Genomic DNA, 20,527 nt, shown 5'->3' on the forward strand with positions numbered 1-20,527 from the left:
TCCCAAACAGGGAGTGCTTCCGTAAGCGATGGCCTTGCTATTCAAAAAATTCATCTTTTTGGCCAACGCCCAAAAAACCAAATTTTCCCTGTCAATGAGGAGATTGTTGTGATTCAGCCTCGAACCCAGACTGAAACTTATTGGGGAGTGGATTTTGCCCTAACCGACACAGATATCGAACAAATTTATAACCACTTTTTAGAGGTGGAACGGCCGCAAACGGCAGATGATATTACTCGCATGATCATGGCGTACCGCGTTGCGGAAGAAGCCAGTCAGGTAAAAAAGAAGTTATCAGGCCGCACCGTTTACCAGCCACAAAACAGTTACGACATTGGCGACAAGCTGGTGTTTCCGGCGCTGCAATTTGCCCACGGGGATGTGACGGCCGTACGGGATGGTTACAATCCACATGATGGACAGTTCAAAGTGATTACCGTGACGGTGGAGAATTCCCCACGCGAGTTTGCCGCTGCACTCCAGCCAGACCATGCCCTAAATGCCGACAATGGCAACGCGGTGGAAGAGCTGTTGCAGGTAGATGTAGATGAACTGGTGGTGAAATATGGCGATTGGGTGAAAACGGCCGTTGCCCAAGAATTGGTTGACCGCGCCGAATTTGTTAAGCTGGGAGACGTCTGGTTTGTAAAGCAGCTCATGGCCGAAGTGAATGCCGGGCACCTGCATTTGACCGAAGCGGTATTAGAAATTAACGAAGGTGGCCCGCTGCCCACCGAGGAAATTGTGCCGCATTTAGACATGGATCCCTCGCTAGACCCGTCCGTTCAGCACTTTTCGCTAAATTACCACCTACTGGAAGACCCGCGCTTTGATGAGGTAGCCCCCAAAGACGCAGCGGCCTGGTTCCTGAATCGCCTGGAGCCAGATGAAGTGCGCACCACGCCAGAACGGCTCAATTACCAGCCAATTCCGCATGACCGGGCATTACTTAGCCCGCAACTGCTGCTGCTTGAGCGCGAACTGGATGATGAATGGTCTGATCTGAAAGAGCCAGCCTCGCCGCAGCCAGTGGTCTTTACGCTCATGTTTCCGCACCGTCACGCCGGGGTGATTCCATTGAGTTCCCGGATACGGCCGTTGTTCCCCCCCAGTAACTCCCCCCGCCAGCGCGTCATCTTCATTGACGACCAAACGGAGGAGGAAGTTGTGGGTTGGGTGGTACAAGAAGCCCGCTACATCTACGGGTTAGGTAGCTGGTACGAGAAAAACGGCATCCCTATTGGCGGCTTTGTGCATATAAATCCTGGCCCAGAACCGGGTGTACTGAGCCTCGGCTTTGATCGCCGCCGGCCGCAGCGGGAATGGATACGTTTGGCAACGGCTGTAGACAACCGCATCCAGTTTGAGCTGCAACGCCGCTCTGTGGGGTGTGGTTTTGATGATTTGATGATTGTAGGCACTGATGTGGTTGCCGCCATCGACGCACTTTGGCGTCGCGCCGACAGCCAGCAGCGCACTGTTTCCTCATTGCTGGCCGAGATTTTCCCCAAACTGTCCGATCTCACGCCGCAAAGTGCTGTTCATGCAAAAACGCTGTACAGTGCCATTAACATGCTGCGCCGCGTACCGCCCGGACCGCTCTTTGCCGAACTGGTACGTCATCAAGCCTTTGTGCCCGTTGGCGATCATTACTGGCAGTTTGACCGCAACCGCTGGCAAAATGGTGCCTGATCTTTTTTGACCGATATGGAGAATTACTTTGGCTAAAAGTCCACGACCAAAACTCAATCCGTCTATGCTCAAACGAGCCACGCCGGATACCCGCTTTTACATCGACTACGACTGGTGGGATAAATCTGACCTGGACCTGAAAACATATTTGCTCACCCGTCTGGACATAGGTGAAGATATTAACCTGGAAAGCGAAACCGACGAAGTGGATTTGGTCGATGCCGAAACCGGTGAAGTGAGCCGTGTAGATGGCTTTCAATACGTGGTTCAGGCGTACTTCAGCCAGGTGCCAGATGATTTTGTCACCCGCACCTCATTGGTGGATGCAGTTTTTTGTGTGCTGCTGGCCAACGCCAACAAGCCAATGACCGCCACAGAAATTGCTGAAAAGGTACAGCGTTCCCCCAGAACAATTATTAAAACAATGGGTGGCCCCAAAATTTACCAGGGCGTGCGGCCTATTTTGGAAGATTGATGTTTGATTGGCTTTTTACAACCGTCGAGTTTGGTGCTTCCAGGCTCGGCGGTTTTTGTTTTCCGTAGCCGCGCTTTCTTAGCACATAAAATGCGATCATTTGGAGAGCTTCGTGAAGATAGATGTAAAACTGTACGGTATGTTGCGAGCCAATCGCCCGGCAGAGGCACCGGGCTTACCGCATCATGCCTTTGAGATGCGCTTGCCTGCGGGGGCAACGGCCGTTCACATTGCCAACGCGCTGGGAATTGAAGAAGGGTTACTGACGATTGTGGCCATCAACAATGAAACAGCCGAACTGGACACTGTCCTACAGGACCGTGATCAGGTGAGCCTTTTCCCGCCGTCGGCTGGGGGCAGTGAGCCGCTGCGCGTTTTTATTGCGGGAGTGATGCAGGCCAATCGCCGAGATACCCAAATTGAAAGCCAAAATTATCGCCTGCAAATTAGCCAGCGATTGCAGGAACAGGTTCCTGACGTGCAGCTTATTGACCCGTGGGCGGAAAATCCCAACAGCGTCAACTACACAGAGGCGCAGGCGCGCCACACCTTCCTCACCATGACCAACAAAGCCAGTGAGTCGGATTTGCTCATTGCCTATCTGCCGCTGCCCAGCATGGGTACCGCGATGGAGATGTGGCAAGCGTACCAGAGCAATACCTACATCATTGCCATTACGCCGTTTGTCCATCATTGGGCCATTCGCTTCACAGCCAACGACATTTTGCCAGATTTGGATAGCTTGTTTAATTTGATGGAAAACGGCCGTTTTCTGGCTGAAATTGTGCCTGCGGCTTTGGCTCTTAGGCAAAGTTGACGCCCCCACCGTTGCCGTTTAGAATTGCCGCCTAACAGCTTGCCCCAGTAGCTCAACGGATAGAGCAACAGACTTCTAATCTGTAGGTTGGGGGTTCGATTCCCTCCTGGGGTACCTCTCTCAAAAGTGTACAACTGTTTAAGTTGAAAATAATCTTTGCACACCTGAAGACTTAAACACCTGCACACCGACACACTCCTTATGATTTTAATCACAGGCGCAACAGGCTTTTTAGGCCGACATCTTGTTCCCCGTTTGGTGCAGCTGGGTCACTCGCTGCGTGCGGTGGTGAGACCCAGCAGCGATACGCAATTTTTGCAAGCGCAGGGCGTGGAGTTGGCCTACGCCGACGACATTACCGACGTGGCTGCGATTAGGCAAGCGTGTGCTGGCTGCGAGCAAATTATCCATGCGGCAGGGCTGTTTCGCTTTTGGGGGGAGAGGGATGAGTTTTGGCGCACCAATGTAGAGGGCACAACGGCCGTTCTGCAAGCCTGCAAAGCAGCCGCCAAGCAACATCCCATCCAGCGGTTCATCCATATTTCCTCCATTGCCGTCGTTGGCAAGCCCCCGACAAACCGCCCCATTGATGAAACCACGCCCTGCAACCCGCTGGAGCCGTACCAGCAAAGCAAGCTAGAGGCTGAAAAGCGCGTGCTGGCAACACACAAAAATGACGGCTTACCCACCATTATCTTGCGCCCCGGCGCGTTTTATGGCCCATGGGGACGGTACGCCTTTAACCGCCTCTTCTTCGAGGAACCGTTAAAAGGGTGGCGCATTAAGGTAGACAACGGCCGTCACATTACCTTCCCTGTTTTTGTGCCGGATGTGGTGCAAGGGGTGGAGTTGGCTTTGCGGAACGGCCGTTCTGGCGAAACCTACAACATTTGCGGCGAATCACTGGAGCATAACCGCGTCAACGCCATTGTCAATGAGCTGGCAGGCATTGGCAACTGGCGGCTTAACTTCCCCACCTGGATGGTGCTGCTACTGGCCCGCACCTGGACCGCGCTCTCCAAATACACCGAGCGCGAGCCGTTTTACCCCATCAACATGGCCCCATACGTTTTTCAGGATTGGCATGTTTCTTACCAAAAAGCAGCTAACGCACTTGGTTTTCAACCAACCCCATTTGCCGAGGGGGCCAGGCAAACATTAGAATGGTACTGGCAGCAAGGCTTACTCAAGAAGCGACGATAGGAAACCTGTAAAATGAAAAACCGAACGAGCCAACTTGCAACTGTTTCTGGTGGACAAATTGAGTATACGCTTGCTGGAAAAGGCCCTGCCGTGTTGGTATCTCACGGCACTTTGGGCGGGTACGACCAGAGCCTGGCCATTGTTGGCCTCTTTAACCAGGAGAAGTTTTGTTTCGTCCCTGTGTCGCGTGCTGGCTACCTTCGTTCTGCGCCTTCTACCGGGCGCACCCCCAACGAGCAAGCACGCTCCTTTGTTGAACTGCTTGATTCTGAAGGCATTGCCAAGGCCGCGATTTTAGGCCTATCTGGCGGTGCCCCAGCTGCCATCTGCTTTGCCCAAAATTATCCTGATCGCTGCTGGGCGTTGGTCTTACTCTCGGCCATCATTGCCGCCCCGCCCCCAATGCCTGCCTTTTTTCGGGCAATGATTCGGTTTCAAGATGTGATGATGCGTGCCGATTGGCTGTGGCGATTCGCTTATAAATATGGCTTAAAGCAGTTGGTGCGTTCTAATGGCCTAACCGCAGCTCAGGCCAAAAGAGTGCTACAGGATGCTCATTTGCGCCGCGTTGTACAAGGTATTTACAGGCCAATTACAAATGCCAGCCAACGCCGTAAAGGGATGCGCCTCGACCATGAGCAAATCAATGCGCTTCCCGAAGAGCCAAATTATGCACTCACTGTTCCTGTTTTCATTGGCCACACCGTCAACGATCCCCTGGCACCAGTTGCTCATGCACAAACCTTGGCAACATCGCTGCCCGATGCACATTTTGTGGAGATGTCGGATGGTGGGCATATCTTCTTCGTGGTTCATAGCAACCAATTAATTCCGCAAATTGAGGCATTTTTGTTTGCCCAGGTACCCAGCAACCGCTGAACTGCGTGAGCAAACAAAGCAGATCACCCATATGAAACTTTTTACGGTTGAACAAATGGTGGCCGCTGAAAAAACGGCCGATTCTCAAGGTAACGCCTACGCTCAAATGATGGAAACTGCCGGGCGTGGCCTCGCTGAAGCCATCATGGCGCGTTGGTCGGTGGAAAACGCTAGCGTGCTGGTGTTGGTTGGCCCCGGCAACAACGGCGGTGATGGCCTTGTAGCAGGCCGTTACCTGGCTGAAGCCGGGGCTGATGTTGCCTTTTACCTCTTCAAGCCGCGCGATCCCGCCACTGATGAAAATTACGCCAAAATTCAGCAGATGGGCCTCTTTGCCATAGATGCTGGCTTTGACCAACGGTTTCGCGTTTTGCGCACCCGGCTGCGCATCACCGACATTCTAATCGACGGGCTGTTAGGCACTGGCGTTACCCGTCCCATCACCGGTGATTTGGCCAAGCTGATGCAGCAAACGGCCGTTGGCCTCACCGAACGCCGGGCGGATTTAGCTGAGGCAGCACATTCTCCGTTAACCAATCTTACTAATTTTTCTGACAAAGTGACTCCTTCACCCGGTCACCCGGTCACAGTCGCCATAGACTGTCCCAGCGGCCTCAACTGTGACACGGGCGAGCTTGATCCACTGGCTCCCCCGGCCGATCTCACCGTGACCTTTGCCGGGCCGAAACGTGGGCATTTTGTCTTTCCGGGGGCAACGGCCGTTGGCGAGCTGGTCGTGGCAGATATTGGCATCACGCCACAAATGGTGGCCGACGTGCCAATTGAGGTAGCTACGCTGGAGATGGCTCGCGACCTGCTGCCTTCCCGACCCAAGGATGGACACAAAGGCACCTTTGGTAAGCTGCTCATCGCCGCTGGCTGCGATAAATATCGTGGCGCACCGCTGCTGGCGGCGCGGGGAGCCTTTCGCGCCGGGGTGGGCTTAGTAACGCTAGCCGTGCCAACTGCCTTGCGGCAGGGTATCTCCATTGCGCTGCCAGAGGCGACGTATGCAGAAGTGGAGGAAGATGGGGCGTTAACGGCCGTTACTGCCCAAACTATCCACCAAACCGCCACCAACTACGACGCCCTGCTCATCGGCCCTGGCCTGGGCGACGCCGACGACTTTATCACCACCCTTTTCCCCACCGACGCCACTGCCCCAAACGTGCCAATGGTGATTGATGCTGACGGACTGAACGGTTTAGCGCGATTAGAAAAGTGGTGGGAACGACTACCCCAGAACTGCGTCCTTACCCCACACCCGGCCGAAATGGCGCGGCTGATGGGCATCCCGCTGGCAGAACTGAAAAAGCGCGATCGCATCGAAGTGGCACTGGAGCAGGCCCAAAAGTGGAACCAGGTCGTGCTGCTGAAGGGGGCCTATACGATGGTTGCATCGCCAAACGGCCGTGCTACCCTGCTGCCCTTTGCTAGCCCCGTATTGGCCGTTGGCGGCAGCGGCGATGTACTCAGCGGCATCATTGCCGCACTGCTGGGGCAAGGAGTGTCACCATACGATGCTGCCCGCCTGGGAGCTTTTCTGCATGGGCTGGCTGGCAAAATCAGCGGCCAAGATCGCGGCTTACTGGCCGCTGAAATTGCAAACCACATTCCAAACGCAGTCGCGTTGTTTTAGGTAGTAGCCACGGACAAAGTTTGAGGGCGAATTCTGTTGGGCGACCCTTTTAGCGTCTTGTAAATGTCCAGGCAAAATTCAACATGCTCACGAATATCATGTTCTTCAGGAAATTCATCAATTTCTGGAATGGCTTCCGTGGCAGGTTGTAAAGCATTGCTGTTTAGCACCCTGGCGTAAAGATGTTGATGCTTCCCATCTAAATTGTCGAGGTTAACCGCATCCTCACAAGGGTTCCACGCCAGCATGTCGGCAGAAAAGGGCAACATAAATTGGGCAAAAATTTGGGGGAACATCTCATTCGGATGATTTCTAAAGTCGGTAGAATCCACAATCATGTGAGGGATTGCCTGCCTCTCACAATATGTGATTTTCTTCTGGAGCAATTCCCAACCAGTCTCAATATGAGGAAAAAATATACTTTCACCCACCATGCGTTTTTTCTCAATTCTAGAGGCAATATTCAACCTTGGATCACGAATTAGGAAGATGATGGGCTTACTGGCAAGTTCAAACAAGATCGGGAAGTTCTTCCCTACCTGATAAGGCATTTCTTTTATCAGCAAGCTGCTGCCAGAACTATCTTGAATGCGCTCGATGTTAAGTAAATCTAGCGGCTTATTCAATTTTTCCAGCACAGATGCCAACCCCTCATCGTCATAGTAAGTTACCTCGAATGGTTCATGGCTGTAATATCGAATAGAAGGTTGCTCCCAAAAAACCCTAGAAAATGCGGTTGAGCTGCACCTTGGGGGGGAGATTATGACGTATACTTGTTTGTGCTTTGACTGCAAGTGGGCGAATTCTTGAATTGAGTTTGAATCAGATGGCAAGGGTGAAGCAAGGTTTGCTGAAGAAACGGGCATTGAAATTCCTTAGGTTTGAGTCGGTGAATAAAATGGACTTTTGAAACCGAGGTTCTAACCCATCTTACTCATTTAATTCTGCGAAGCAACATATTTTGGCTGATTGTAGCCACAGTCTCATACTGCAATTAAGATTTTCAAGAACTGTGGCTACAAAACATTCGGAATCAGAAATTTAGCCTTTTGGTGAGATAATTAACGGCCGCATGATGTAGCCCGTGTCGATTCGGTGGGTGCAGGTTAAACACCAGCAGCAGGTGGACCCGCCGCTGGAGCCAGTGCCGGTTTCTGGTGCTTTGGTTGCTTCAGGTACGGCCGTTGCCTTTGGTGCTTCTTCCTCCCCTTCTTTCTCGGCTAATTCCGGCCAAGGTGGTAGCGTATTGTCTTCATCAGCGGAGATGCAGCTATCTTCATACCGCGTGCCTCCAACAATGAGGTCCGCCAAAATGAGTTCTGCTGGGGCAAAGAATTGATCATACCGCTTGATGCACTCTTCCTGGTCAACGCCAGGCAAAAATGCCCCGGTTGTATCTACGCATTGGTTGCGGATTCTTTCCATCTCCACAACGTTGCTATCTAAATTTTCCTTGAGGGTGACGCCCACCCCATGAAGCTGTAAACATTGATTGCGGTTTTGCGGCACAGGCGGCACCCATTGGCCTGAGCCTGGACCCGAACCATTTTCATTGCTCATGCCCACGGCGTTGGTGAGATCGGTGCCAGAGGCGTTTTCAAACAAGGCACAGCTGGTTAGTCCACCTGTGAGAATAAAGAAAAATAGAATTAAACTGCCAACAATAAAACGTCGCTGCTGCATTTGCAACCTCCTTACAGAACAATGTTGATAAAAAAAGACGTTTATATTCAGCAGTGTAAACAGGTATCGATCAGAAATCGATCATTTGTAACAAGCGGACGTAATGTCGTTTCTATACTCGCCCGAATCGGTAACGGGTATGCTAAAATGCAGGCGAAAATTGGGACGCAGATGAGGAAAGCAGCGATGAATGAGCAACTTAAACAGGCTTTGGCTGTGGATGAGACAATCGACATTACGACGATAGGACGTAAAAGTGGGCAGCCCCGGCGGATTGAGATTTGGTTTCGGCAGGTAAACGGCCGTACCTACATTACCGGCACGCCCGGCACCCGAAGCTGGTACGCCAATTTGCTGGCCAATCCGCGCTTCACCTTCCACCTCAAGCAATCTATCCGGGCAGATTTACCCGCCATCGCCCGCTTTGTGCTGAAGCCAGATGAGCGGCGTACCATTTTGGCCGATCCGATCATGCGTTGGTATCACGAGCAGGACAATTCAGTTGAAGATTTGGTTCAGGGCAGTCCACTTATTGAGGTGCTTTTCGTGGATGAGCGGCGCAATCATGAGCTGGCTCTGGCACATTTGCCGGAAAAAACGGTGCGCGCCACGCTGCGAGCCTTGCCCGAAAAGCACGAACTTCGTTTTTATGATGCCAGCCACTCCTCGCCCTCTGACCCTGGGGCATATGTACAAATCCGGCGGCACGGAGAGGTGTATGAGATGTTCAAGGGAAATCATGGTTGGAGCAGCGGCTGGAAGCCAGAAACGGCCGCATCCATCCTAACATACATGCGCCAGTGTAAGCGGAACAGCCAACCATGAAAGAACCAATCAAACTTCTCACCATTGGCGGTAGCGACAGCGGCGGGGCGGCGGGTATTCAAGCAGATTTGAAGACCTGGACGGTGCTGGGTGGGTATGGGATGAGTGTGGTAACGGCCGTTACTGCTCAAAACAGCCTCACCGTGCAGGATGTGGCCTGGATGACGCCTCGATTTGTGCAGTCGCAGCTGGAGACGGTGTTGAGTGATTATGGGGCAACGGCCGTAAAAACAGGCTTCCTGGGTCGAACTGAGCTAATCATTGCGGTTTCTGCCATGCTGCAAAAATATCACCCGGCTCATGTCGTCATTGATCCTGTATTGGTGAACCATCGCGGCCAACCGATGTTCTCCGACGAGGTGCGTATTCTCTACTTTTATTACCTGCTACCATTGGCAACGCTAGTAACACCAAACGTGACGGAAGCGGCCGTTTTGCTCAACACCTCGACGCTGGACAGCCTAGGGGTAATTCGCCGAGCCGCGCAATCATTGCATCGTTGGGGTGTTCAGAATGTACTTATTAAAGGCTGGCGCGAACAGCAAGAAGTGGTGGATGTTTTGTTTGATGGTGAATCGTTTACCGAATTTCGCCAGCCGCTGATCGAAACGCAGAATACGCACGGCTCCGGGGATGTACTCTCGGCGGCAATTTGTGCATTTTTAGCGCAAGGGTTGGGAGCGGAAACGGCCGTTGCCCAAGCCCAACAGTACACGCATCAGGCCATCCAACGCGCCGCCGAGTGGGAGCTTGGCGGTGGACATGGCCCCCTGGCACTTTTTTGAGTTTGCAAACGTAGGGGATGGCCGTCACATGCCACTTGCAAACCCACCACTCGCTACTTTTTATGTTGACGCACGTTCACAACTTTGCTAACATCAGGTACATTCAAAACGTTCTGAACGTAGGGGAAAGCGATGCACAACAACTTAACGGCCGTAAATGATAGTACCGTGGCTGGCTTGGGCCGATTGGCCCGTTTTTTTGGCTTCAGTGAAGTGATGGGGCGGCTCTATGGCACCTTGCTTATGAGTCCAGAACCGCTCTCGCTGGATGATTTGGCAGACACGCTGCGGATTAGCAAAGGCTCGGTGAGCATGAACATGCGCGCCCTGGAGCGATGGGGCATGGCCACCGAGGTGTGGATGCGCGGCGAGCGCAAGAAGTATTACCAGGCCGAATCTGATCTGTGGCAAGTGATTCGCAACGTGCTAGACAGCCGCGAGCGGCGGGAAGTGCAGTTGGCCTTGCAAGTGCTGGGCGAGAGCGTGGAGAAGCTACAGTCTGCCAACGACGAGCTAACCGCCGAAGAGCAAGAATTAGCCAAATATTACCTGGAGCGTATTGACGACCTGCAAGCCTTTTTTGAATTTGCCCAGATGGCGCTGGAAACAGTGTTGGGCGGCCAGAAAACCCTCGATTTTGAAACAGTCACCAAAATAGAAATTGGTTAAAAGCATTAACGCAGAGACGCGGAGACGCAGAGAAAAAGACAATAGATTTTTCTGCGCCCTCTGCTGCTTTGCGTTCTTTGCGTTGAAAAATCTCCCATGAAAATTGCCGTTGGTTCCACCAATCCTGTAAAAGTTACGGCCGTTCGCCAAACCATCACCCGCCTCTGGCCAGAAGCCGAGATTGTTCCGATAAATGTTCCCAGCGGCGTCAGCGACATGCCGATGACCGACGAAGAAACACGCATTGGGGCGCACAATCGGGCTATCGCTGCCCGCAATGCGCTGGATGCGGATTTTGGTGTGGGTTTAGAAGGGGGCGTGCATCCAGAACCATTTGGCTTGACGCTGCATGGTTGGGCGGTGGTTGTGGATAGGAACGGCCGTACCGGCATTGGTGGTGGCGGCAGATTACCTTTGCCCGACCACATTGCCCAAAAAGTGCTGGCAGGCACCGAACTCGGCCACGTGATGGATGAGATTCTAGGCGATCACAACACCAAGCAAAAAGGAGGCGCGGTGGGGGCACTCACCAACGGCCTGGTGCTGCGCGGCGAAACCTTTGCCCTGGCTACAGCGTATGCGTTTGCTCCTTTCGTTTCGCCAGATTTGTATCAAGAACCTTCCTCGCGCTCTTAGCTCATCCGTGCTACACTTTTTGCACCATGACTCTGGAATTTGAAAAACTCACCGCCGATTTGGAAAAGATGGCCCAAACCACCGCTCGTCGCCTGAACCAGCGGCGTGAGCGCGTGGCCGAGGGGCTGGACACGCTAAAAACCTACCGCACCAATTGGACGGCCGTTGCCCAAGCCCTGCAAACTGCCCAAGAAAAATCAGATGAGAAATATTACCGCTCGGCACGGCCGTTTTCCCACAACGAACCGCTCGACAGCCACATTCCTGCTCCGTCGCCGCCACCCCAAGCCACGATCGTCGCCGCCGACGGTAGCCAAATCATGCCCGACCGCCACGCGGCGCATCTGTACTATCTGATCAACGTAGGCGGCATTATTTATCATCATGGCAGCGGCCGTACGCCAGAAACCTTCTCCCAGCCAGACATTGTGTACCCCGACAGTGATGAAACGATTGATAACTTCAACGATACCCCCGGTGCTGTGAGCATCGAGCGAGATTTGAAGGAAATTGAAACATTAGCGCGGAAAACGGCCGCCAATCGACACAACGCCCAGCCGCTTTTGTCCATTTTGGACCAGCGTTTACTTTATTGGCCGATTGGCTCTGCGGGGGTGGCGGACAATTATGCTGTGACAACCTGGGGTGAGCACATGACCGGCGTTCACCAAGCAGGCGCATTGCTCTGTGGCTACATTGATCGCCCCGGCACCAGCGCGGTGATGACCTTGTTGCGCTCCATTGCCGGACTCTCAGACGCAAATTTTGATTGGAAGGAACTGGGTAAAAGAAAGGCAACGCAGGGCGTGACGGACGCCGACATTTTCGCCCAAATTTTGAAGCCGGGCGAGCGCAGTGCCGTTTTTGCCAACATTTCAGACGCCAATAGCGTGTTCATGACGCAGGATGAAGCCAACGAGGTTTGCTTTTTCTACCTGAATCCGGGGCTGTCTGGGAAAAATATTGCCCGGGTGGATATTCCCCGGTGGGTGGCGGAGGATGCTGGGGCGGTAACGGCCGTACACAGCCTCCTCATCGATCAATGCCGCATCATGGGCAACTACCCCTACGTCATCGCCCGCGCCGACGAAATGGCCGTGGTGGGGCGACAAGACGCCAGCGAACTGAACTTCATGATTGACGTCATTATGGAGCGGCACGGCATTAGCAATGACATAACCTCCAAACAAGGCAGCAAAGATTTAGCCCGAGGCGGCCGTACCCGCCACGAAGGGATTTAAATTCCAATGGAACAGTGTAAAGGACAGACAAAATCTGGTGCTAGATGTAAACGCGATGCGGGAGCATCTGGCTTTTGCCATCTTCACGATCCTGAAAAGACTGCGGAACGGGAGGCAAGGAAGAAGCGTGAGGAGTTAATTGAATTTTCGATACCAACAAGAAAATTTAGTGAGCGAACGGGTTTCAAATCCATTTCTTCAACTATTCAAATTGATAATATGAACGGGGATTTACGACATTCCCTTTGGAATGTGTTAAATGTATACATATTACTTCCCTATCGAAAATATCATAATGAATCATACAACTATAAAAGCATTTCGGGCTTTTTTACGTCACTCTGGTTTGATTATTTTAAAATCCCCCTGGATCAAATGTCACGCCATCAGGGACAACAAGTAGACCACCTATGGACATATTTTCAGAAATGTCAGTGGTTTGAAGTTTATGATTTTCTTGAATACGTAATCAACTATTTTGGTAGCACAGAGTTAGTTGAAGGAATGAACATGATTTTGGAGAGGGAGTTGGCTGGGTTCAGATTTATAGGGGGTGTTTGTTCAAATATTACGGGTGAGCAAGAAATTGAAATGTTGTCAGAGGCAACTATTGATTTAGATTTCCCCTCGGTTGCAACTCATTTGAGACGGGCACTTGCTCTTCTTAGCGATAAAAAATCTCCCGACTATCGAAATTCAATTAAAGAATCGATCTCAGCGGTAGAGAGTTTAGCAAATATTATTACTGGTACCTCTACAGCTACTTTAGGGGATGCTCTGAAAGTGCTAGAGTCAAAAGGTGAATTACATCCAGCACTTAAGCGATCCTTTTTAAGTTTGTATGGTTATACAAGTAATGCCCATGGCATACGTCATGCGATGCTTGAGGAGCCAAACCTCTCTGCCGCTGACGCGAAGTTTTTCTTACTTTCATGCACATCATTTATCAACTATCTAAAATCTAAAATCTGATCTGTGTAAAAAATTATGGACTTGCAAAAATGATTGAAAATAAAAATCAGGAAATCGGCCGTATTTTGCGGGCCAGCACGACGGGGTTTGCCGTGGGCTGCCGCGTGGGGCAGCTGGGCGTGCCTGCCTTTGGCGGGTTGGTGCGTGCCCAACCGGTAGATGATCGGGAAGCGATTTACGGCCTCATCTACAACATGAGCATTGACGACGATCCGCTGGTGCGGCGGCTGGTGCTGGCCGAAAATCCCGCACCCTCGGTCATTGAAGACCAGCGCAACAACCGACTGTTGCCCATCGAAATGAGCGTGTTGGCCGTGGGCTACCAGCTCAACGGCGACGTGAAGCATGGCCTCCCGCCACGCCCTCCGCTCAACCTCGATCCGGTCGAATTGGTCACTGATTCTGATGACATTGGCGCATTCACCGATAATTTAGGCTACCTGCGTCTCATTTTGCGCGCCGTAGGTAGCAACGTGCCTGTCGATCAACTGCTCGTGGCGCACATTAGCAACGTTTATGCCCTGCGTGGCAACGACCAAACGTGGGCTGTTGAAGTCGTTAATGAACTCATCGAACTGCTGCGCAGCAACTACGATATCCTCATTCCCACATTGGAAGCATTAAGCGATGCCCTTCCAAATTTGGGAATCCGTGATTTGAACATCGCCCAAAGTTAAGATGATTTTTGTAGCCGCGGATTCTTTCCGAGTTCTAAATGCGCGGAAAGAATCCGCGGCTACAACGGTAACGAAATAGTGGATGCTGAATGGTTTGATGCGCCACTCATTGATGAGGATTTTGATGATTGATACACATTCTAACGAACCGATTGGCTATATTGTGGGTGGTGGGCTGAAGGAAGGCTTTCGCATTCGGTTGACGGTGCCTGCGGATCGGGTGCAGGAAGGGAGCTTTGTGGTGTGTGAAAACGGCCGTTTCCATTACTACGGCCTCATCACAGATTTACAGCTGGGCAGCACAGACCCCCGCTTTGCCGACGAAAAAACAGACCGACTTCAGCCCGCCATCCAGCAAGCGCTGCTGGGCAAAACCCTCTATACAACCTTGATGATGTACCCGACGCTGCTCATGGACACCGGGCCAGAGTTTGGCTCGCCGGATCGTGCTGCTTGGGAAGAGCGGGTGGCCAACCAGCAAGAAAATCCGGGGCCAAAGCCAGTGAAAACAGTACCTGCTCATCACGCCGAAGTACGCCAGGCCAATGAGGCGGACGTGGCCCAAATTTTTGGCGAAGCGGGCGACGGCATGTTTGTGGTGGGGCAAACCATCGAGCAGGGGTACCCAGTGCGGCTCGATTTGAAGAAGTTTGTGAAGCGCAGCAGCGGCATTTTTGGGGCGACGGGAACGGGCAAGAGCTTCCTGACGCGCATGGTGTTGGCTGGGCTGATGCGCGAAGACGTGGCTGCTGCGCTGGTGTTTGACATGCACAACGAATACGCCTTCGACGACACGGACACCGACCGGATGGTGACGGTGCGCGGCTTGCGCGGGCTGTTTGGCAGCAAGGTGCAGGTGGCGGCGCTGGGCAAGGGGGCGCTGGTGCGGGGCAAATCGCCGGACTTTACGCTGGAAATTGCGCTGAAAGATTTTCAGACGAACGATATTGAACTGCTGTCTGAGGCATTGAACCTGACGGACACGGCGGGCGTGACGTTGAATGCACTGTTCCGTGCCTTTGGCCCAGACTGGTTTGCTGAATTTATGAAGCTGGAGCCGGGAGCCGTAGAAACAGACCCGGAAAGCGGCAAAACGTTCCCTGCCGATAACTCAGTGGCGGGGTGGGCGCGGCAAAACAATGTGCATGAGAAGGCGGCCGAGGCACTGCACCGCAAGCTGGCAGTGATTTACGACAAGCCTTACGTCGTGGAGCGGCCCGCGCAGGATTTTGTGACGGAAATTGTGGATAAACTGGAAAACGGCCGTCACGTCATCCTCAGTTTTGGTGAATACGACAACGACCTGGATTACTTGCTGGTTTCCAACATTTTGACGCGGCGAATTCGGCAGCATTGGGTACGCAAAACAGAGCGGCACAAGACGCACGGTGAAGCCGCGCCGCGGCCGCTGCTTATCGCCATTGAAGAGGCACACAAACTGCTGAACCCGCATCTTTCTGGGCAGACGGCGTTTGGCATTATTGCCCGCGAGCTGCGTAAATATTTTGTGACGCTGCTGGTGGTGGACCAACGGCCGTCTGGCATCGACGACGAGGTAATGAGTCAGCTAGGCACGCGCATCACTGGCTGGCTGGGGGATGAAGATGACATTCGGGCCGTGCTGACGGGGCTGGCGGGGCGCGACCAGCTGCGCGGCATGTTGGCACGTTTGCAAGAAAAGGAAGAGGTGCTGCTGCTAGGCTGGGGTGTGAAGATGCCCATTCCCGTACGCTCCCGCCGCTACGACGAAACATTCTACGAAGAGATGAAAGGCCGCAAAGCAGGCACGCCACAACCTTCGGACGACGAACTCGATGAGTGGTTTTCGTATGGCTAAATCTATGCCCTGGCAATCGCTCTCACTTCCGTGGCAAACGGCCGTTTGCCAAGCGTGGGAAGCATACTGTGCCGGGTCTTTGCCCATCGGAGCGGTGATTGTGGATGAGCGGAACGGCCGTATCGTCGCAGAAGGGCGCAACGGCATTCATGAACCCCAATCTGAACTCCCGCTGCATGGCAGCCGCCTGGCGCACGCCGAGATGAACGCCTTAGTGAGCCTTAGCCAAACGAGCATATTGTCGCAAAACTGCACACTTTACACAACAATGGAGCCTTGCATGATGTGCATGGGGGCTATTCGGATGATGCGCATCGGCACGGTACAGTTTGCCTGCCTTGATCCAGTTGCGGGTAGCAGTTGTTTAGTAGAAACAAAGCCGTATCAAGCGTTTGGCCCATTACCAGTTTACACATCTGAGAACAATGGATTGGCGGAACTGCTGCTGGTGATTTTTGTAGAAGCAATGTTGCGAACGGGGCGTCAGCCGTGGGTAGATATAGTAGAAACGGCCGTTCCCCAACCGAATGCCGCTATCGAACTGGGGAAAACGCTATTTGCCAATGGCGAATTGTGGCAGTTAGGACAACAAGCCCTTGCCATTGAGCAACTGTTCGCCTGGCTCCAAACCTGCCTAGACGGCTGATTTCTCTCCTGAACCGGGTATAATTTCCGGCATGAATCCGTACTTTCCCCAAGACAGCTACCATACCCCTAGCAACACGCCGCGCCATTGGCTGGATCGCCTGTTTTTAGGCAGTCGGGTAGCGTTACACGGCTACTTTATTTGGGAAATTGCCAAGGCGCGGCGGCTGGTGGCTCAGAATCAATATACACGGGCTGCCTGGGCAGACACGTCGTATGCGATATTCAAAATGGTGGAGAGATGCAACGGCCGTTTCCACATCACAGGGCTAGATAACATTCGCAATCTCAGTGAGCCAGTGGTGTTTGTGAGCAACCATGTAAGTAGCCTGGAGGGCAATGTGCTTGGCTGCCTGCTGCCGCATCATCAGGAAGTAAGCTATGTCATCAAAGAGTCGCTGACACGCTACCCCGTGTTTGGTCCCGTGGTGGAAGCGCGAGACCCCATTACGGTAGGGCGCACAAACCCGCGTGAGGATTTGCAAAAGGTGCTGAAAAATGGTGTGGAGATGTTGCAAAACGGCCGTTCCGTTATTCTCTTTCCGCAACATACGCGCACCCCAACGTTTGTTCCTGAAGAGTTTAACTCGTTGGGCGTAAAACTGGCGAAGCGGGCAGCGGTTCCGGTTGTGCCTATCGCCGTCAAAACCGACTTTTTGATTAACGGCCGTTACCTACGCGACTTTGGCCCGCTGGATCGCAGCCAGCCAATCTATATGGCCTTTGGTCAACCAATCCACATCACCAACAACAAACAGGCACACCAGGCTGTTATTCACTACATTCAGCATCATTTAGCACAGTGGCAATCATCTGCTTAAGATGACCAAAGTCAGATTGCCAGTCAGGAGGGCGTGTTACAAAATAGGAGAAGATCGTAGTAGCAGGCTCGGGAATGGATGATGGGTTCACTCTGGCAAAAAGCAGCAAATTGGCGTAATAAATTCTTATCACAAAGAGTTGAAATTGTATTGGTTGCGGGGTTGATGACGGCCGTTTACACAGTCGTTTTCTATGCCTTGCATCCCGTGCTGAACTATATTGTAACCAGCTTGATTATGTTGCCTGTGCTGACTCTCGCCTGGCTTTACGGTCTTCGGGTTGGCGTTATTGCCTCTTTTGTAGGTTATGTTGTCAATTTAGCCATCATCTACACCATTGAACAACCATTCCCCGCAGAATTTTTTATAGATGGCTTGCCCGGCCATGCCGTCACCTTAATGGCCGCCGTGCTTATCGGCAAGTTCAAAGATTTGAGCTATCGGTTGAATCACGAGTTAAATGAACGCAAGCAAATCGAACAATCCTTGCAGACAAGTGAGGAACAATACCGGCTTCTTTCAGAAAACCTCAACGATCTGGTTTGCTTGCACCAGCCAGACGGTCGAATGGTCTACCTCTCCTCTTCCGTTGAGGAATTGTTAGGCTATTCTCCCAGTGAGCTGCTAGGCAAGAGACCTTTCCGCCTATTTCATCCAGACACATTGGCTCACTTTAATTCCCTTGCATTTTTGCAGCCTGTTCAGCAGCAAAAGGATTTCACCGTCGAGGCACAAATTCAGCACAAGGAAGGCCATTACATTTGGGTTGAGTGTCGTATGCGGCCGTTTACCTACCCAGATGATGAGCGCGTTCATTGGCAATCTATCACCCGCGACATGACAGAATTGCGCAACCGTGAAGACGCCCTGAGGGTAGCCATCGCCGATACAAAAATAGCTAACGATAAACTAAGAGAAACCATCGCCGATCTTTCCACCCTCAACCAGATTGCGCGAACCCTGACAGAAAGCATGGATTTGCAAAGCACGTTGAACGTCATTGCCAAAGAGCTGGCGGTTTTATTAGATGCGCGTAGTTGCGGCATTGCTTTGCTTAATGAAGGTGGCACAGAGCTACGGGTTGTTGCCAATTATAGTCCAGACCCTGCTGAGCCTGATTCTGTCGGTTTGCTGCTGCCGTTAGATGATTTGGGTACCCAACTGGTGCTGCAAGGCCAATCTGTGTACACAGATAATGCCCAAATAGACCCGAAATATGAGAAACTGCGTGAGGTAATGGAAATTCGCCTCACCCAAAGCCTGATGGCCATACCATTACGCTCTCAAGGCCAGATTATTGGCAGCATTGGCATAGATCGAACTGTTCCGGGTTACGTTTTTACTGAAGAGGATGTACGATTGGCTGAGACAGTGGCTGGACAATTAGCTGGTGCCATAACAAAAGCGCGTTTGTTTGATGCAGCCGCCAAAGCGAGATTGGCTGCCGAAGTGGCTAACCGCGCCAAGAGCGAGTTCCTGGCCAATATGAGTCACGAAATTCGCACACCCCTCAATGCCATCATTGGCCTTACAGACCTCATGCTAGACACACCGCTTAATGATGAGCAGCAAGATTTTTTGAAGACTGTACGCAACAGCGGCGATGGCTTGCTGGAAATCATTAACAATATCCTCGATTTTTCCAAGATTGAAGCAGGCCATTTGGAACTAGAGCGCATCCCCTTTAGCATACGCGAAACGGTAGAAGACGCCTTGGATTTGGTTGCAGCACCAGCCTTTGAAAAAGGATTAGATTTGGCCTATCTCATCGATGAGCAAGTGCCTGGGCTGGTTATGGGGGATATAACGCGGCTGCGCCAAATATTGGTGAATTTGCTCGGTAATGCTGTCAAATTTACCAACCAAGGGGAGGTTTTCCTCTCGGTTATTTGTCTTGGCACTAAAAACAATCAGCGTGAGCTTCGTTTTTCTGTTTTGGATACCGGCATTGGCATTCCTATTGACCGTTTGGATCGCCTGTTTCAATCGTTTAGCCAGGTTGACTCTTCAACAACGCGGCAATATGGCGGTACGGGGTTAGGGTTGGCAATTAGCAAGAGGCTGGCTGAAGCGATGGGCGGCACCATGTGGGTAGATAGCAAATCGGGTGAAGGCTCTACATTTAGCTTTACCATCTTGGTTCAACCATTACATTCTGAATCTAATTTGGCAGAAACGGCCGTTTCCTCACCAAATCCTCTCGCGGGTAAGCGTGTGCTTGTGGTGGATGACAACCCCATCAATCGGCTCATTCTTAAGCATTACTTTGTGAATTGGGGCGTGGAATCCCAACTGTTGGACTCTGGTGCTGACGCATTGGCACTGTTGGACAAAGATACCGCCTTTGATCTGGCAATTTTGGATATGCAAATGCCGCAGATGGACGGTTTGATGTTGGCCTGGGCGATCAAACAGAAGTTGGGCCGTCAGGCGTTCCCTTTGGTGCTATTGAGTTCGCTAGGATATTTAGAGCGGGACGAGGGGAAAGATTTGTTCGATTTGCAAATCAACAAGCCGATTAAACCATACAATTTGCAACGCGCTTTATTGCAGGTATGGCAAGGAAGTATGGCTAATGAGGTCTCGCCAGAAACGGCCGTTGCCGATGATGACGAACCAAAAAGCACGCTGCGCATTTTATTGGCCGAAGACAACATAACGAACCAGAAAGTTGCCCTGCGCATGTTAGAAAGGCTCGGCCACAAAGCCCAGGTTGCTCAAAATGGTCTGGAAGTGTTGGCTGCCCTAAAAACACAGCCATTCGACATTATTTTGATGGATGTGCAAATGCCGGAGATGGACGGGCTAGAGGCCACCCAGCGCATTCGCGAAAATGGAAACAGCAAGAGTCAACCCTACATCATCGCCCTCACGGCGAACGCCCTCAAAGGCGACCGCGAACGATACCTGGGGGCAGGCATGGATGGCTACCTCAGTAAACCTGTTCGCATCGATGATCTCGCTGCCGCTATCGAGGAATACCACCTCGTGCCAACTGCCCCCTTAAGCTAATTTGCAATTGCCGATAGCC

General features: G+C 52.2%; 19 protein-coding genes and 1 tRNA gene. 18 read left to right on the plus strand and 2 right to left on the minus strand.

Annotated elements, in window-relative coordinates:
- Positions 1–108: 108 nt before the first annotated feature.
- From ACOQPU_RS17245 to ACOQPU_RS17275, 7 genes are all read left to right on the plus strand, one after another.
- Complete coding sequence (locus ACOQPU_RS17245; RefSeq protein ID WP_420641069.1) at positions 109–1,692, plus strand: hypothetical protein; 1,584 nt, start codon at positions 109–111, stop codon at positions 1,690–1,692.
- 28 nt (positions 1,693–1,720) lie between these two features.
- Positions 1,721–2,167 (plus strand): hypothetical protein, encoded by a 447-nt coding sequence (locus ACOQPU_RS17250; RefSeq protein ID WP_420641070.1) that lies wholly within the window; start codon positions 1,721–1,723, stop codon positions 2,165–2,167.
- A 112-nt stretch (positions 2,168–2,279) separates the two neighbouring features.
- Positions 2,280–2,984: a MoaD/ThiS family protein gene (locus tag ACOQPU_RS17255; RefSeq protein WP_420641071.1), complete on the plus strand. Its 705-nt coding sequence runs from the start codon at positions 2,280–2,282 to the stop codon at positions 2,982–2,984.
- Between the two features lie 41 nt (positions 2,985–3,025).
- Positions 3,026–3,098: transfer RNA gene (locus ACOQPU_RS17260), tRNA-Arg, on the plus strand.
- Positions 3,099–3,185: 87 nt separating this feature from the next.
- Positions 3,186–4,187 (plus strand): NAD-dependent epimerase/dehydratase family protein, encoded by a 1,002-nt coding sequence (locus tag ACOQPU_RS17265; protein WP_420641072.1) that lies wholly within the window; start codon positions 3,186–3,188, stop codon positions 4,185–4,187.
- A gap of 12 nt (positions 4,188–4,199) precedes the next feature.
- Positions 4,200–5,066 (plus strand): alpha/beta fold hydrolase, encoded by an 867-nt coding sequence (locus ACOQPU_RS17270; protein ID WP_420641073.1) that lies wholly within the window; start codon positions 4,200–4,202, stop codon positions 5,064–5,066.
- Positions 5,067–5,097: 31 nt separating this feature from the next.
- A complete protein-coding gene (locus ACOQPU_RS17275; protein WP_420641074.1) occupies positions 5,098–6,705 on the plus strand; it encodes an NAD(P)H-hydrate dehydratase in 1,608 nt (535 codons plus the stop codon).
- On the opposite strand, the gene ACOQPU_RS17280 is transcribed toward ACOQPU_RS17275, so the two are convergent.
- Complete coding sequence (locus ACOQPU_RS17280; protein ID WP_420641075.1) at positions 6,702–7,571, minus strand: hypothetical protein; 870 nt, start codon at positions 7,569–7,571, stop codon at positions 6,702–6,704. The genes ACOQPU_RS17275 and ACOQPU_RS17280 overlap by 4 nt on opposite strands.
- Before the next feature lie 175 nt (positions 7,572–7,746).
- Positions 7,747–8,388: a hypothetical protein gene (locus ACOQPU_RS17285; protein ID WP_420641076.1), complete on the minus strand. Its 642-nt coding sequence runs from the start codon at positions 8,386–8,388 to the stop codon at positions 7,747–7,749.
- A 186-nt stretch (positions 8,389–8,574) separates the two neighbouring features.
- Between ACOQPU_RS17285 and ACOQPU_RS17290 the strand changes: the two genes are divergently transcribed.
- The 11 genes from ACOQPU_RS17290 to ACOQPU_RS17340 all read left to right on the plus strand — a co-directional run bounded on the left by ACOQPU_RS17290 (position 8,575) and on the right by ACOQPU_RS17340 (position 20,508).
- Positions 8,575–9,213, plus strand: coding sequence for a nitroreductase/quinone reductase family protein (locus ACOQPU_RS17290; protein ID WP_420641077.1), 639 nt, complete (start codon positions 8,575–8,577; stop codon positions 9,211–9,213).
- Positions 9,210–9,998 carry a bifunctional hydroxymethylpyrimidine kinase/phosphomethylpyrimidine kinase gene (thiD, locus tag ACOQPU_RS17295; protein ID WP_420641078.1) on the plus strand — a complete coding sequence of 263 codons (789 nt, stop codon included), beginning with the start codon at positions 9,210–9,212 and terminating at the stop codon, positions 9,996–9,998. The genes ACOQPU_RS17290 and thiD overlap by 4 nt, the downstream gene beginning before the upstream one ends.
- A gap of 132 nt (positions 9,999–10,130) precedes the next feature.
- Positions 10,131–10,667 (plus strand): GbsR/MarR family transcriptional regulator, encoded by a 537-nt coding sequence (locus tag ACOQPU_RS17300; RefSeq protein WP_420641079.1) that lies wholly within the window; start codon positions 10,131–10,133, stop codon positions 10,665–10,667.
- Positions 10,668–10,763: 96 nt separating this feature from the next.
- Entirely contained in the window at positions 10,764–11,303 is a 540-nt protein-coding gene (gene yjjX / locus ACOQPU_RS17305; protein WP_420641080.1) for an inosine/xanthosine triphosphatase, read from the plus strand.
- A gap of 26 nt (positions 11,304–11,329) precedes the next feature.
- Positions 11,330–12,544, plus strand: a complete 1,215-nt coding sequence (locus ACOQPU_RS17310) for a DNA double-strand break repair nuclease NurA (RefSeq protein ID WP_420641081.1) — start codon at positions 11,330–11,332, stop codon at positions 12,542–12,544.
- 6 nt (positions 12,545–12,550) lie between these two features.
- Positions 12,551–13,516, plus strand: coding sequence for an AbiJ-NTD4 domain-containing protein (locus ACOQPU_RS17315; protein ID WP_420641082.1), 966 nt, complete (start codon positions 12,551–12,553; stop codon positions 13,514–13,516).
- A 29-nt stretch (positions 13,517–13,545) separates the two neighbouring features.
- Positions 13,546–14,193, plus strand: coding sequence for a hypothetical protein (locus ACOQPU_RS17320; protein ID WP_420641083.1), 648 nt, complete (start codon positions 13,546–13,548; stop codon positions 14,191–14,193).
- Between the two features lie 124 nt (positions 14,194–14,317).
- Entirely contained in the window at positions 14,318–16,030 is a 1,713-nt protein-coding gene (locus ACOQPU_RS17325; protein ID WP_420641084.1) for an ATP-binding protein, read from the plus strand.
- Complete coding sequence (locus ACOQPU_RS17330; RefSeq protein ID WP_420641085.1) at positions 16,023–16,676, plus strand: nucleoside deaminase; 654 nt, start codon at positions 16,023–16,025, stop codon at positions 16,674–16,676. The genes ACOQPU_RS17325 and ACOQPU_RS17330 overlap by 8 nt, the downstream gene beginning before the upstream one ends.
- A 31-nt stretch (positions 16,677–16,707) precedes the next feature.
- Complete coding sequence (locus ACOQPU_RS17335; RefSeq protein WP_420641086.1) at positions 16,708–17,496, plus strand: lysophospholipid acyltransferase family protein; 789 nt, start codon at positions 16,708–16,710, stop codon at positions 17,494–17,496.
- Positions 17,497–17,574: 78 nt separating this feature from the next.
- Positions 17,575–20,508 carry a response regulator gene (locus ACOQPU_RS17340; protein ID WP_420641087.1) on the plus strand — a complete coding sequence of 978 codons (2,934 nt, stop codon included), beginning with the start codon at positions 17,575–17,577 and terminating at the stop codon, positions 20,506–20,508.
- Positions 20,509–20,527: the final 19 nt, after the last annotated feature.

It is taken from the genome of Candidatus Leptofilum sp. (assembly GCF_965223285.1).
Classification (GTDB): Bacteria; Chloroflexota; Anaerolineae; order Promineifilales; family Promineifilaceae; genus Leptofilum.